The following is a 16,222-nucleotide window of genomic DNA, read 5'->3' on the forward strand; positions in this document are numbered from 1 at the left end:
TTTACAAGCTATTCAATAATTGTTCCAAACTGTATTCATCCTGCATAAGCACTTGACGTGCTTTACTTCCTTCACTTGGTCCGACAATGCCGGCTGCTTCCAGTTGATCCATGATTCTTCCTGCACGATTGTAGCCAATGGAGAACTTACGCTGAATCATAGAGGTCGACCCCATTTGATTCATAACAACCACCTTGGCAGCATCGTTAAACAGTTCATCGCGGTTGCTCAGGTCTGTTTCCAAACCTCCGCCTTCTTCTTCTCCAACATATTCGGGCAACAAAAAGGCAGTCGGATAGCCTTGTTGATTCGCAATATGCTCACAAACTCGTTCAACCTCCGGTGTATCAACAAAAGCACACTGCAAACGTGTGATATTGCTTCCTGTGGCAATCAACATATCTCCTTTTCCAATCAGCTGATTAGCTCCAGGCGTATCCAAAATCGTTCTGGAGTCGATCATCGAAGCTACCTTAAAGGCAATCCGAGTTGGGAAGTTGGCCTTAATTACACCCGTAATGATGTTGGTTGATGGACGCTGTGTAGCAATAATCATATGGATACCAACGGCACGAGCCAGCTGGGCAATACGGGCAATAGGAAGTTCAACTTCTTTTCCGGCAGTCATAATCAGATCAGCAAACTCGTCGACCACAACAACAATGTAAGGTAGGTAGCGGTGTCCCTTCTCAGGATTCAACCGACGCCCAATAAACTTCGCATTGTATTCCTTAATATTTCGGGCATGTGCCTTTTTCAGCAAATCGTACCGGTTATCCATTTCAATATTAACCGAATTCAAGGTGTATTTTACCTTTTGAATATCCGTAATAATCGCCTCCTCCTCATCCGGCAATTTGGCTAAAAAGTGTTTTTCGATCGTCGAATACAAACTCATCTCCACCTTTTTGGGGTCGATTAAAACAAACTTCAGCTGTGACGGGTGTTTTTTATAAAGCAAAGAAGTAATGATGGCATTCAGTCCAACTGATTTACCCTGTCCGGTAGCACCGGCCACCAAAATGTGCGGCATCTTGGTCAAGTCAATCAAAAACGTTTCATTCGAGATGGTTTTTCCCATCACAATGGGTAAGTCTGCACTACTTTCCTGAAACTTCTTGGAAGCAATGATCGAACGCATAGAAACTATCTCGGGATGCTGATTGGGCACTTCGATACCGATAGTGCCACGTCCCGGAATAGGCGCGATAATACGGATCCCCAGCGCCGCTAAACTCAGGGCAATGTCGTCTTCCAGGTTTTTTATTTTGGCAATACGAATACCCGGTGCCGGCACAATTTCATAAAGAGTAATCGTTGGCCCAATGGTTGCCCGGATTTTCGTAATCTCAATTTTATAATGACGAAGCGTCTCAACAATTTTATTCTTATTCGAAACCAACTCATCGTTGCTTACCTCTGCATTGCCCGATGAATGATCATCTAACAGATCAATAGCCGGAAACTGATAATTGGATAAATCCAGAGTGGGATCATAGTCTGAAGCAGCTTCCTGCTCATAGTTTTCATCCGTCTCCTCTTCCACTTTTTCTACAGTCATTTCCAGCTCTTCCTTGGCAACTTCTTCTTGCTTCTGTTGTGATCGCTGTTCTTCTACATTAGCTTGAATCTTTTTCTTATCGATAGACTCATCAAATCCAAGGTCCTCATTGTCCGGATCAAAAATGGTTTCTATCTTATCATTTTCATCGATAACCTTTGAAATACTTTCTTCTGAATCCACTTGAGGTACTTCATCAAACAGCTGCGGCTGTTCTTCATCAGCCACGCTTTCCCTAACTTGCCGTCCAAATAGGTTTTTCGCCCACGGAAGGAAACTTTCAAAAGAAAACAACATGATCAGAAACAAGCCAAAAATCAGCAGAAAAAATGTTCCAACATAGCCCACCAGTGAGCTAAGCCACACAGCCAAAACATAGCCATTAGCACCACCTAGGTATAAAAATCCATCGGTATTTACATCGATCAAAATCAATCCCATAAACAGCGACAGCCAAATCATACTAACAAAGGCTAAAAGCATCGTTCGCCAATAACTGAACAAGGGGCGCTTGAAAAACTGGAATGCAGTAACAACCAGCATGAAAATCAGGATAAAAGAAGCAAGGCCAAATCCTTGATTGATGATAATATGACTTAAATAGGCCCCGGTTTTTCCGGCTTTATTTTCGACTTTGATATCGGTATTGGCAAGTAGCTCCCCCGAGGACAAATCCAGTTTGCTGTGGTCGGCATGACCTGAAAATAAAAAAGAAATAAAGGCGATTAACAAATACAGTCCGAAAACAAAAAGAAATACTCCAATGGTATAGTTGAATTTATCACTTTTCAATAAGGTTTTTACTCGCTTAAACATACTGTCTTTCTTCGGCACTTGCTTTCTTTTGGTCTTTTTAGCCATAGGTATTTTTCAAAATTTGATTGCAAAGTTAACGAAATTTAAACAGCTTATCGTGCCCTGAACCGAGCTTAAATAGTCAAAAAAATGGCTTTGGGGTTGATCTTTCTGATAGTCTTTCCTTCCAAAGGAAAAAAAAAGAAAAGTCAGTCCCCGGATCCAGAATCGCAAATTATAACTAGAACGCACTCCCGCATTAATAAATCATCAGAAGAATGCATGCCTTTGTTTCAATCTAAAACAAAGCAACAAACTACTGTTCTACAACAGATTAAATTGAACAAATCTAATGATTCAATCATACATATTTCACCTATATTTCTCTATGTTTGTTTGTCTGGCAGCTTTAACTTAAACGAATAACCATGCATAAATTAGCTGTTATCGCCATGGGAGGCAATGCCCTACTAAGGGACAATGAAATAGGAACGATTGAAGAGCAGGAACAAAACACCACGGACACGCTGGAAAACCTGGTTCATTTGATCAACGAAGGATACAACTTAGTTATCACCCACGGAAACGGCCCACAGGTTGGAAATATATTAATGCGCAATGCGGCCGGAGAAAGCCTGTATAATATAGCGCCCATGCCACTGGATGTGTGCGTGGCTGATTCGCAAGGTGGCATTGGCTACATGATTGAACGGATGATGCGTAATGTTTTAAACAGATTTGGAATTAATAAAAACATCATTTCGGTTATCAGCATGGTGACGGTTGATCCGGTAGATGTGGCTTTTCAGAATCCGACCAAACGCATTGGTAAAAACTACAACGAAACTGATGCAAACCGACTCAGTCATGAAAAAGGCTGGCAGTTCAAGCCAAACGCCAAACATCCAGGGGGCTGGCGGCGCGTAGTACCCTCTCCCACGCCAATCGATATTCTCAACAAGGAAATAATAGCCCGCATGGTTAACGAGGGCAACATTGTAATCACTGCCGGGGGTGGCGGAATTCCGGTTTACCTCGATGAAAGGCAAAATGTGAGAACCGTTGATGCCGTTATTGACAAGGACATGACTTCAGCCTTGCTGGCCTCCAGTATTCATGCTGATGAGTTTTACATTTTAACGGATGTTCCTTTTGTGTATAAGGACTTTGGGCTAGACAGCCAGGAAAAGCTCGAATTTTTGGACTACACCGATACCCAAAATTATTTAAACAACGGTACCTTTGGCGAAGGAAGCATGGCTCCCAAAATACGAGCCTGCCTGAAATTTATTGAAGAAGGCGGTCAGAAAAGCGTGATTACAGAAGCTACCAAGCTGGCCGATAAATCTTATGGATCAAAAATTACAATGAATTACGATAACCAAACACTTGCAGAATGATACCAAATCTTAAAAACCGCAATTTCTTAAAGCTACTGGATTTTACACCGGATGAAATTCACGAATTGCTGGAGCTAGCCGAGAAATTGAAAATGGCGAAATACAATAAAGATGAAGAACAGCTGTTGAAAGGAAAAAACATTGCCCTGATCTTTGAGAAAACCTCAACACGCACGCGTTGTGCCTTTGAGGTAGCTGCGTTTGACCAAGGTGCACATGTGACCTATTTAGGCCCCAGCGGATCGCAAATTGGCTATAAAGAATCGATGAAAGACACCGCCCGTGTTTTGGGTCGAATGTATGACGGAATTGAATACCGGGGATTTGGTCAGGAAATTGTGGAAGAACTGGGGAAATATGCGGGAGTGCCTGTTTGGAATGGACTAACAAACGAATTTCACCCCACCCAAATTCTGGCCGATTTTCTGACGATGAAAGAACACGCCGACAAGCCGCTCAGCCAAATAACGTTTTGCTACCTGGGCGATGCCCGAAACAATATGGGGAACTCCCTGATGATTGGTGCTGCCAAAATGGGAATGAATTTCAGAGCAGCAGCTCCCCAAAGTTGTCAGCCGGCAGCCGAATTAATAGAAAGAGCCCAGCAAATTGCAGCTAAAACAGGGGCTAAAATTACCATCACCGAAAAGCTGGAAGAGGCAGTTGAAGGTTGTGACTTTTTATACACCGATGTCTGGGTTTCGATGGGCGAGCCACAAGAAGTTTGGGAAGAACGCATCAAGCTGCTCCTACCCTACCAAGTCAATCAAAAAGTGATGCAAATGACCGGAAACCCTGGAGTAAAATTCATGCATTGTCTCCCGGCATTACACAATTGCGAAACTAAAGTGGGCAAAGAAATTTACGATAAATTTGAAATTGAATCAATGGAAGTGAAGGAGGAAGTTTTTGAAAGTCGGGCCTCTATCGTTTTTGATCAGGCAGAAAACCGAATGCATACGATCAAAGCGGTTATGGTTGCGACCTTAGCTTAAACTAAAAAAGCAAAGGGCACTCCAACGAGTGCCCTTTCTTGTTCCGATTACTTATGCTGATTTTCTTTTTTAATTTAATTCAATCTGATACTTTACACCAAAACTGAGCCATCGTCCGGGCTGACGAATATTGCCCAGATCCACATACTTTTGGTCAAATAAATTGGAAGCCGAGGCAGAAACCTGCAGTTTGTTGGTTTTCCAGTACACTTTTAAATCAGTCAACCAAAAGGATTCATAGTCGGCTTCACCAACATAAGCAGCATCCTCAAATTTAGCATAGCTTCCGTTCCGATCCTGAAATCGAAAGTTCCAGGCCCCCATCAAATTCTTCCATAGTTTATGATCCACCGAAAACACAAACTTATGCTTCAGGTTGTCCAAGGCATAATTGGAAAGATACTCACTTTGACTTTTATCCAATTGATTATAGGCATAATTGGTATTGATCCGTTGAATAAAAAACGGCTGTCCCAGCACTTCCGGAACATTCAATGCAGCAATCAATTCCAATCCATTACTTTTAATTTCTGTCAGATTGCGGGTTTCCCATAGAAACTCTTCACTTTCGCGAACCCAGTCAATTAAATCTTTTCCAATCCGGTGATAATAACCGGCCTGGAAATGCAAATAACGGTTATTCAATTTCACCCCACCTTCAATTGTTGTGGACTGTTCTGGTTTCAATGCCGGATTTCCTTTGTTTGTCGGGCCAGTATAATATAAGTCTGTAAAAGTGGGCATGCGCAAAGACTTATTGAATGATCCATAAGCTTTCAGAGCATTAGTTAACTGGTAACTCAAATCCACTCCAGGATAGATGTTCCATTCATAATTCAAATCCGAAATCCAGTTCGCCATGGCTCCTCCCGACGCAGTCAGGTTCCCCAGATAAAAAGTATGTTCGGCAAAATATGAAACAGTTGTCCGCGAATGTGATTTTGTAAATTGCTGCCCCTTTTCACCCGGAACATCAATCGGTTCTTCCATCGCTTCACCCAACACATTGCTCCAAATGTTTTCAGAACGAAATTCAGCTCCAAAAGCGGTTTTCCCCCATTGGCTGGTAAACCAACTGTTGATGGAAGCACCCAATACATCGGTCATATGGTAGTTGTGCCCGCTATACCACGAAGCCGGATTATCACGAAACAATTCAAACCGATCCTGATGCCGGCGCCAGTATAAAGCAGGCGAAAAATGCAATTTATCTCCGGTTTCAAATTTCAGCGATGCAAAGGTGGTTTTTGTCTGTTCAAATTGATTAGGATAGGCTGGCGTATAAAAACTGTTGGCTCCAAAAGACTTATTGGAGTGCCCTGCCTGTAAATCCAGTTTCCCGGCTTCAGCATTTAAAAGACCATGATAGAATACATTATAGCTATCAAAATCCGTATTGTCAATATAGCCATCTGAAGCCATATTGTTGAAAGCAATGAAATTGCTCAACTTCCCAACTTGCGCATTGGCCGAAACATTGAGGTCGCGAAGCTGGTGCTCTCCATAGGTCACATCAATATCGAGCTGATCAGATGCTGAGGGCTCTGTTACAATATTGATAGCACCCGAAAATGCATTGGGACCATAGACCCGCGCAGCCGGACCTTCCAGGATTTCAATACGTTTGATACTTTTAAAACTTACCGGTAAGTTGAGGTTGTGATGACCGGTTTGGGGATCGGAAAGATTAATTCCATTTAAAAGGATGAGTGTTTGATCGAAGGAACCTCCTCGAACGGAAACATCGGCTTGAACGCCATGCGTTCCCCGCTGTCGGATGTCAACACTCAAAGCATACTCCAGCAGGTCTTGAATACTGTTGACCGGAGCCGCATCAATCTGATCTTTCTCAATCACGGAAATAATCCGTGCCACCTGTGAATACGTTACAGGTGCTCGCTGGGCACTGACCTCAATCTCATCAAGATCATACTCCATGCTTACCTCCAAACGCTCAGTTTGAGCAACCGTTTCATTGATTCCAGCCACCATAAAATAGGTCACAGCCAATACAGCAATGCAAACCTGTTTATTTAATGCCTGAAACAACGAATACGCTTGACCACCCCAACGTTTGAAAACAAGCCTGTCGGCCCATTTGTGGTTAAAACTTAAATTTTTCATTAATCTATTATTACTTATATCAGTAATCGGAAGCGGCAAATGTAGAAATATCTTTCGAAAGCGAAAAGCTGTGCAAACCGCGAAATCAAATAACTTCTCAAGCTACTCTGAGCTCGGACTCCACTTCTACCATCCGGTCTAACTTCCGCTCTGATTCAAAGGCTATTTGTAGAGAGCTGACCTCAACTGTGGAACATTAAAGACAGCATGATCTAACAGCGCTAAATGGAAGCTAAAGGAAAAAAAACCGTTCCCCCTTTAACGATCTGCGCACTGCAGCATGGTCACCACCTCATTCCCTATTTAAGCATGGTAGTTGTTACTTGCCACTAAAAAAATCAGATGTGACGAAGAATGAGAAGAAACCCATCCAAAAATGGAAAGAGAAAATGTAAGCACTGGCCTAAGTTTTTTTCAATGAGCGATAAAGTAATTTTACCAGAAAATGGCTAACAATTCTTTTTAAAATACAAAAAGGAAACCCTATTTCATAGACAATCTAAATAAAAATAACTTGTTTAACGACATAGAAAATGGTTCAAACAAACTTATGTAAACTTCGTAGATTCACATTACAGACTAATAATCACCACAATTCAATTTTCTTTATCTCGAATAAATAAAATCGAAGAATAAAAGACGCAGTAATCCTTTTTAATAAGACAACTGTTATTTATATTTGTTCTAAACAATAATCAATAAAAACACGCTGCCATGACACAAGTTCAATTTAACAACGCATTGCTAGGACTGCAAGACAAATTGCTTTACTATGCACTTAGCCTGACAGCTGATCAGGAGAAAGCCCAAGATCTTCTACAAGAGACGTTTTTAAAAGCACTAACGTATCGTGACAAATTTACGCAAAACACAAATTTCAAAGCGTGGATTTATACCATCATGAAGAATACCTTCATTAATAACTATCGCAGAAATGTAAAAGCCAAGAGCACATTTGATGGAGCGAATAACGATTTTCATTTGAAATTCTCAAAAGATAAAATTTACCCTTCGCCAGATTCATTTTATAGTTCAAAAGAGATTATCAAAAACATTAATGCACTTGAGAACGAGTACAAAGTTCCGTTCAAAATGTTTCTTGATGGATATAAATACAAGGAAATTGCAGACAAATTAAGCCTCCCACTGGGGACCGTTAAAAGTCGGATTTTCTTTACACGCAAAAAATTGGAAAAAGCCTTAAAAGAATATGCCATCTAGTTGTTAATTTTCCTTAGTGATTATACAGACCTAGAAAAATGATTCGCAATTGCGGATCATTTTTTTTATTTTTAAGGAGAAATCCATTCGATACAGAAACCGATATGAAACGAATAGCAGTTCATTTAGCCACCGGCTTTGAAGAAACTGAAGCCATCACCATTATTGATGTTTTAAGACGTGCCGGTCTTGAGGTTCAAACCGTCTCCATGACAGACAGTACAACTGTTACAGGCGCACATCAGATTCCAGTGTTAGCCGACATGCTTTTTAGCGAATTAGACTACAGCAGAATTGATGTCATTGTTTTACCGGGAGGGATGCCCGGAGCCAAAAACCTGAATGAGCATAAAGGACTTCGAGAACAAATCCTTCAATTCAATACAGAGAAAAAACTTTTGGGAGCAATCTGCGCCGCTCCACTGGTATTGGGCCATCTTGGAATTTTAGAAGGCAAAGAAGCCGTTTGCTATCCTGGATTTGAACCAGAATTGCATGGAGCAAAAATTTTGAAGGATCCAGCCTGTGTGTCGGAGCACATCGTCACCGGTCGCGGTATTGGAGTAACGTTAACATTTGCCTTAAAGCTGGTTGAAGAATTAATCGATAAAGAAAAAGCGGATCAATTAGCAAAAGCCATGTTGGTTGATTGATTTATCTGCAAACAGAAATTTTTGACTGAGCATCCGAGTTCAAATCCAATAACAGGCAAAAAAATGATTAATTAAGGGAGCCGGCTCCTTTGGGAATAGAGAAGTAAAAACGACTTCCTTCTCCGGGCTGGCTATCCACCCAAATATGGCCTCTGTTTTTCTGAACAAACTCACTACAAACAAGCAATCCCAATCCTGAGCCATCTTCCTTATTGGTCCCTTTTCGTTTAACTTTCGAATCAATCTGAAATAAACAGTCCATTTCATCGCCAGACATTCCCAAGCCAGTGTCTTCCACACAGACAATAACCCGATGCTCATCATTTTGGGCATTTATTTTTACCCAACCATCCTCATGGGTAAACTTGATGGCATTGTTCAATAAATTACGCAAGATAGCTTCCAACATCATCGGGTCAGCAAAAATACTTGTGCCCTCAGGAATATCGTTCAGCAGTCGAATATTTTTTTGTTCGGCATAGGGCTTTAGCAAATTTTCAAGATCCATATAAATATCGCGAAGATTGAGCCTTTGAGGCGCATATTCCAAAACTCCGGTTTGCGAACGAGACCAGTTCAGTAAATTATGAAGTAATCGAAAAATTGAATTTGCCGACTTGTAAATATCACCGGCATACTTCTTCCGTTCTTCCTCTGTAAATTGACTGTACTCCCTGTGCATCAGCGAAGAATATCCCATTACCGTGTGAAACGGATTCTTCAAATCATGAGCAATAATGGAGAAAAATTTATTCTTTGAGGCATTGAGCCTTTCCAACTCCGTTCGCTGCTCTTCAATTCGTTCATTTTTCCGGTGGAGGAGCTCATTTAACCTGCGTTTATTTAAATAGGCCACTGACAACAAAAAAACGACCGCTACTAGTGCCAAAATAGCGACGATCCCTATAGCACGTAATTCCTTGTCGCGCCGTATTTGCAACTGGTCAATCTGTCGGGAAACACTCAATCGCTCAATTTCCGCCATATTTTGCTGACTCTGGTACTTTTGTTCTAATTCAGACACTTGATTCATCCGTTCTTCCTGAAGTAAGCTATCCTTATATTCGCTATACAGTTTGAATGCACTTAAAGCATCACCCGTTCTCCCCATCCGCTCATAGGTTAGCGCCAGGTCATAATAGTTAAGCTGTCGTAAATAATAAACATGAGAGTCAATCAAATTTAAACTTTCATGAAAAGCCTGAATAGCTTTATCGTAGTTTTTCAACTCACGATAAACACTCCCCAAACCTTCCAAAGTAAAGGCCTTATTCCTTAAATCACCCAGTTCGTCAAACACCACTACGGCTTGTTCGTAGTATTCGAGCGCCTTTTGCAGGCTATCTCCTGTATTGACATAGATATTAGCAATATTATTCAGAGCAATGGCCTCCCGCTGCTGATTACCCTGCTGCTGAAATAATTTCAACGCTTGCGTATAATAAATCTTCGCCGAATCATATTGCTCCTTATTATAAAATGCGACGCCAATCCCATTGTAATTCACGCCTAAGCTGTATAAATCAGCAATTGTAGTATTGACTTTTGCTGCATAGCGGTAGTTCTGAATGGCTTTATCGTATTCTCCGATGCGGGAAAAAACCATCCCCAGATTCGAATATACATGAGCTAATGCCTCATTTTCAACTGGCTCACCATACCGAAAAAAGCTTAATGCCTTATAGAATTGAGCCACCGACAAATTATACTCCCCGGTAAAGTAAAAAACCAATCCGATAGCATTATACGTTTCGACAAGGTTGACCGAATCTGCCCGCTGCTTGAAAATATTTTCGGCAACCTTATAGTTGTTTAAGGCAGCCTTGTAGTTATCAAAGTAGTAATAACACTCTGCTTTATTGAAGAAAGCTAAGCCCAACAGCAACGAATCATTCAGTATCCCCGCCAAGCCAATGGCCTCATCGGCCATCGTAATACTCCGAACGCTATCAGTTGCTGAATATTCATAGGCAAGTTCGACCAAAGCTTCCGCCCGCTCGACGCCAGTCAATTGCGGAAGTTTCATCAACAGGCTATCGGTCATATTCTGACCAGTAGCTGAAGCTGATATCCAGACTAGAACAAAAAGAATATTCAGGGTAAACGTTTTCATCTTTCAAAAGCAAAGCAATACAAATATGTTGATTTTTAATGAACTTTTACTCAATTAGTATAGATAATACCTCCAAAACCCGCATATACCAACAAAATTGCCTGCCTTGTTTCTGCCATCCTGAAGAAGGAAAACACCATTCAATCAGCCAATGCCTTTTGATGGTGTTCTCTTATTCTAATTGTATTGTTTGTAATTGCCCAATAGCGGCAATCAATTTACAATTCGCGAATCTTAATATTTCTGAACCAGATAGGGTAGCCATGATCTTGCAGGCCAATATAACCTTCATGTGCAATTCCTTCAGTAAAACCGGGGAAATTTTTGAACTTACTATTCTGTACCAATTCATCCCACTCCGGGGTCCACAACGTATAAGACACTACTTCTTCCCCATTCATGGTATGCGTCGCCTTTCCATCCTTCACTTTAATCACAACCGTATTCCAAGAACCAGTAGGATTTACTGTCGTCGGATCGGCAGCAATCATATCGTAAAGCGAACCAGCCAAATGGCTGTCGATTTTATTGTCCGAAGCATTTTCATTGTCCAGTACCTGCACCTCTGGAGCGGCAAAATAGATAGGTTTACCAGGAACTTCGCGCACATAATAAAAGATACCCGAGTTTCCCTTTTCACTCGCCTTCCAATCGATTGACAGTTCAAAGTCTTTGTACTTTTTATCGCCAAAAAGAATGTCGCCACCAGCTCCGTGTCCCGGCTGCTTTCCTTCACCAATAAGTACTTTCATGGCATCGTCTTCAATGATCCAGTTAGCTGGCATTGCGGCACCATTACATTGACGCCAGCCATCAAAATCATCACCATTGAATAATAAAACCCAGCCTTCTTTCTTCTCTTTTTTTGAAAGTTTGTTTACTTTTTGAGCAGAAGCGGAGATTATCCCCAGCGAGAACACTGCCATCATCAGGATGGCCATTAGATTTTTTCTTTTCATGATTTAAGTTAAAAGTGCACAGAGTTGTGCCATTAATAATTTAGTTATTTAGGTTAAAACGAAACCAAATGTAATAAAATGGGACATTTAAACCTATCAACGAACCAATAAAAAGAAACGACAGGGAACTAAAAAGGCCCTCCTGTGGAGAGCCTTTTCTAATTATAGCTTATGTTTTTTGATCCATTCTCTGGCATTCACAAACGCTTCAACCCATGGAGCCACGTCATCCTTTTTCCGGTCGGCCGGATAATAAGGCCAGTGCCATGGTTTAAAAGCTCGCTCCATATGTGGCATCATAGCCAGATGACGGCCATCTTTCGAACAAATAGAGGCGGTATTGTAATCCGAACCATTTGGGTTTCCTGGATAGAAATCATTGCTGTATTTGTATGGAATGTGGTATTGATCTTCAGCATACGGCAAGCTGAATTTTCCTTCGCCGTGCGCAATCCAAACGCCCAGCTTCATGCCACCCATAGTATTCAACATGACTGAATCATTTTCTGCGACCTCTACATTGACAAAAGCTGATTCAAACTTGTGCGACTCATTGTGCAACATTTTTGGCATTTTGTCATGCTCCGGATAGAGCAAGCCCAATTCAACCATCAACTGGCAACCATTGCAAACACCCAAGCTCAATGTATCTTCACGCTTATAGAAGTTCTCTAATGCGACGCGGGCTTTTTCATTGTATTTGAAAGCGCCGGCCCAACCTTTGGCCGATCCTAAAACGTCGGAGTTAGAGAAACCACCCACGAATACAATCATGTTGACATCTTCCAGTGTTTCGCGCCCGGAAATCAAGTCAGTCATGTGAACATCTTTCACATCCAAGCCCGCCAGATACATCATGTAAGCCATTTCACGATCACCATTCACACCTTTCTCGCGAATGATGGCCGCTCTCAATCCGCTTGGCGTGCGACGATTCAAATCGATACCGTAGTCGGCTGCTTTGCCGGTGAAGTTTTTAAAATCGTATTTCAGCTCGTTACGCTTGTAGTTTTTGAAACGCTCCAAAGCCAGTTCTTCCCCACTTTGCTTGCGATCCATCAAATAAGACGATTTGAACCACAACTCACGCAGCGAGTCAATATCCAAAGCAAATTCAGCATCGAAGTTTTTAAGCGTGAAGGCACGCTTTTCAGCTGGCTGCCCTATTTTCACAAACTGAACACCTGCCGCATTCAATTTAGCTTCCACGGCCTCAACATCAGCCGCCTGAATAACAATCCCAGGGTTCTCGTTGAAGAAAACTTTAGCCGAATCTTGCTCACCCAATCCCGTCAAGTCCAGGTTCAGTCCGGTTTCATTATCACTGAAACACATTTCCAGCAAGGTCGTAATTAAACCACCTGAAGCCACATCATGACCAGCCAGAATCAATTCTTCTTCAATCAAATCCTGAACCGTATTGAACGCTTTTAGGAAGTAAGCCGGATCAGCAACAGTTGGCGCATCCTGCCCCAATTTGTTGATGATTTGCCCAAAGGCACTTCCACCCAAAACCAGTGAAGTAGACGACAGATCGATGTAATAAAGTGCTTTACTGGCATCATTCACGGCAACCGGCTCAATCACTTTTTTCACATCTGTTACTTCACCCGAAGCTGAAATAATTACGGTTCCCGGAGAGTAAACCACATCATCGTTGTATTTCTGAGTCATCGACATAGAGTCTTTTCCGGTAGGAATGTTGATTCCCAAGGCGCAGGCAAAATCGCTGGCAGCTTTCACCGCTTTATAGATACGCGCATTTTCTCCCGCATTTTTCGCTGGCCACATCCAGTTCGCACTCAACGAAACGCTTTTCATTTTATCTGTCATAGGTGCCCAGATAATGTTAGTCAACGATTCGGCAATGGAAAGAACAGAACCACTTTCAGCATTGATCATTCCAGCCACCGGAGCATGCCCGATAGTGGTCGCAAAACCACTTTTACCTTGATAATCGAGTGTAATAACACCAACATTGTTTAAAGGAAGGTGCAATTTCCCGGCACCTTGCTGCTTGGCAATCCGTCCGGTTACCGAGCGATCAACCTTGTTCGTCAACCAGTCTTTACAGGCCACAGCTTCAAGCTGCAGCACATCTTCAAGGTAAGTTTCAATTTTATCCTGATCGTAAGCCAAATCTGCAAAATTGGCTTTCTCTGTCGTGTCGGTCAAAACTGTTTTTGGCGGATTTCCAAACATGTAGGCCAACTGCCAGTCAATCGGTTTTTCACCTGTTTTTGAATTCTCGAAAGTAAACTGCATATCGCCGGTTGTTTCACCAATTACATACATCGGTGCCCGCTCGCGATCAGCAATCTTCTTCAGCAATTCCACATGTTTCTCACTCATCACCAAGCCCATACGCTCCTGCGATTCGTTTCCAATAATTTCTTTTTGTGACAATGTTGGATCACCCACAGGTAATTTGCTGGTATCAATTTTACCACCGGTTTCTTCTACTAATTCAGAAAGGCAGTTTAAGTGACCACCAGCACCGTGGTCGTGAATTGAGATGATTGGATTATCATCCGACTCGGCCAATGCGCGAATAGCATTGTACGCACGTTTTTGCATTTCTGGGTTAGCCCGTTGCACAGCATTCAGCTCAATGGCATTTTCAAACTCACCGGTTGCAACCGATGAAACAGCGCCTCCGCCCATTCCAATGCGATAGTTGTCACCACCCAGCAGCACCACTTTATCGCCAATGCCCGGCTTATCTTTTAAGCTATCTTTTTTAGCTCCAAAGCCAATACCTCCGGCCAACATGATCACTTTGTCGTAACCATATTTTTTATAGTTCTCAAAATGCTCAAATGTCAACACTGAGCCTGTAATTAACGGCTGACCAAACTTATTTCCAAAATCACTGGCTCCGTTTGATGCTTTGATCAAAATTTCTTCCGGCGTTTGATACAACCACGGACGCTCTTCAGTTGCTTGTTCCCAGCTGCGGGCATCCTCAGATCGAGGATAAGATGTCATATAAACAGCAGTTCCAGCAATTGGCAAACTACCTTTTCCTCCGGCAATCCGGTCACGAATTTCACCTCCTGTTCCTGTGGCAGCTCCGTTGAATGGCTCTACAGTAGTTGGGAAATTATGCGTTTCGGCTTTCAAGGAAAGTACGGTTTCAATATCTTTTACTTCGAAATAATCGGGTTTATCCTGTGTTTTTGGAGCGAATTGCTCAACAACTGGCCCTTGCACAAACGAGCAGTTATCTTTATAGGCCGAAACAATTCTATTGGGATTTTCTTTCGAGGTCTTTTTAATCATCTGGAAAAGGGAGAACTCCTGCTCCACCCCATCAATCACAAATGACCCGTTGAAAATTTTATGGCGGCAGTGCTCCGAGTTTACTTGCGAAAAGCCAAACACCTCACCATCGGTCAACTTACGTCCCATTTTCTCTGCAACCGAATTCAGGTAGTTAATTTCTTCTTCACTCAAAGCCAATCCTTCCTGCTCGTTGTAGGCAGTAATATCATCAATCTCAAGGATGGGCTCTGGCTGTTTATTGATGGTGAAAATTCCCTGATCCAAATTTTCATACAGACGCTTCAGCATCGGGTCGTAGCCAGCTGAACGATCAGGAACTTCAACAAACTCTTCCATCCGAACAATACCGTTCAGACCCATATTCTGCGTAATTTCAACCGCATTGGTGCTCCAAGGAGTAATCATTTCTTTGCGGGGTCCTACAAAGAAACCAGTTAACTTGTCTTGCTCAATCAAAATAGCTTCGCCAAACAACCAGCTAAGTTTTTGCACGTCTTCGTCCGAAAAAGAAACAGCGGTTTGAACAGCGACAATACTGTCTTGAAGGGTTTTAAAGAATAAAATCATGTTGAATCGGTTAATGATTAAGTGATATGTTATATAACACCCCGCAAAGATAAAAATTCCTTAGGAAGAAACATTCGAATGATTCCAAAAACCGACCAATGTGAATAATATGGTGGATTTATTAACAGTGATGCCCACTTGATGCCTTAAACTTTAGTCGGTCAACAGTCGATTCGCTTAATTAAGCATAGCTCTGTCGAAGATTCAGCCAATAGGTCAGCTTCAAATTAATTGAACGAAATCGCAAGCTGAAATCATCATTAAAATAATTGTCATTATACATCAGGTACAAATCTGAAAGTAGGGCAAAACGTCATTGCAAACACGAAATTGATTCCCGGTTTTTTGCGTTGATTACAGAACTGAAGCAAATTCGAAGGGGCAGATTGAGTAAAAAAACAAAACCTTAGTATTCTCACTTACAAAAAGCAACAAAGCCCTATCCCAAAGGGGAAATCAAAAAAAATCAATCTGCTTCCCTTTTGGACGTAGGACAAAACAGATTGATTTTACCAATATTTTAATGAATTTGTCAACGTAGAACTAAAG

At 41.8% G+C, this 16,222-nt stretch carries 9 protein-coding genes; 4 read left to right on the top strand and 5 right to left on the bottom strand.

Translation table 11 applies throughout. The features are described 5' to 3' along the window. Position 1: 1 nt before the first annotated feature. Entirely contained in the window at positions 2-2,422 is a 2,421-nt protein-coding gene (locus ACUNWA_RS05690) for a DNA translocase FtsK 4TM domain-containing protein (RefSeq protein ID WP_445590922.1), read from the bottom strand. A 362-nt stretch (positions 2,423-2,784) separates the two neighbouring features. On the opposite strand from ACUNWA_RS05690, the gene ACUNWA_RS05695 reads away from it, so the two are divergent. Next, positions 2,785-3,756: a carbamate kinase gene (locus tag ACUNWA_RS05695; RefSeq protein WP_445590923.1), complete on the top strand. Its 972-nt coding sequence runs from the start codon at positions 2,785-2,787 to the stop codon at positions 3,754-3,756. Then, positions 3,753-4,751, top strand: coding sequence for an ornithine carbamoyltransferase (gene argF / locus ACUNWA_RS05700; protein ID WP_445590924.1), 999 nt, complete (start codon positions 3,753-3,755; stop codon positions 4,749-4,751). The genes ACUNWA_RS05695 and argF overlap by 4 nt, the downstream gene beginning before the upstream one ends. Positions 4,752-4,820: 69 nt before the next feature. Here the strand turns inward: argF and ACUNWA_RS05705 are convergent, their stop codons facing one another. Then, positions 4,821-6,875 carry a TonB-dependent receptor plug domain-containing protein gene (locus tag ACUNWA_RS05705; RefSeq protein WP_445590925.1) on the bottom strand — a complete coding sequence of 685 codons (2,055 nt, stop codon included), beginning with the start codon at positions 6,873-6,875 and terminating at the stop codon, positions 4,821-4,823. A gap of 714 nt (positions 6,876-7,589) precedes the next feature. Between ACUNWA_RS05705 and ACUNWA_RS05710 the strand changes: the two genes are divergently transcribed. Further along, positions 7,590-8,096, top strand: a complete 507-nt coding sequence (locus ACUNWA_RS05710) for an RNA polymerase sigma factor (RefSeq protein WP_445590926.1) — start codon at positions 7,590-7,592, stop codon at positions 8,094-8,096. A gap of 104 nt (positions 8,097-8,200) precedes the next feature. Then, positions 8,201-8,749 carry a DJ-1 family glyoxalase III gene (locus tag ACUNWA_RS05715; RefSeq protein ID WP_445590927.1) on the top strand — a complete coding sequence of 183 codons (549 nt, stop codon included), beginning with the start codon at positions 8,201-8,203 and terminating at the stop codon, positions 8,747-8,749. Positions 8,750-8,816: 67 nt separating this feature from the next. Here ACUNWA_RS05715 and ACUNWA_RS05720 read toward each other — a convergent pair whose 3' ends face one another. The 3 genes from ACUNWA_RS05720 to purL form a co-directional block, all read right to left on the bottom strand. Then, the gene (locus ACUNWA_RS05720; RefSeq protein WP_445590928.1) at positions 8,817-10,862 is read right to left on the bottom strand and encodes a tetratricopeptide repeat protein; all 2,046 of its coding nucleotides are present in this window, start codon (positions 10,860-10,862) and stop codon (positions 8,817-8,819) included. Between the two features lie 218 nt (positions 10,863-11,080). Beyond that, on the bottom strand, positions 11,081-11,821 hold the full coding sequence (locus ACUNWA_RS05725; RefSeq protein WP_445590929.1) for a 3-keto-disaccharide hydrolase: 741 nt from the start codon (positions 11,819-11,821) through the stop codon (positions 11,081-11,083). A 162-nt stretch (positions 11,822-11,983) separates the two neighbouring features. Continuing rightward, complete coding sequence (gene purL, locus ACUNWA_RS05730) at positions 11,984-15,673, bottom strand: phosphoribosylformylglycinamidine synthase (protein ID WP_445590930.1); 3,690 nt, start codon at positions 15,671-15,673, stop codon at positions 11,984-11,986. Positions 15,674-16,222: the final 549 nt, after the last annotated feature.

The organism is Sunxiuqinia sp. sy24, from assembly GCF_052677165.1.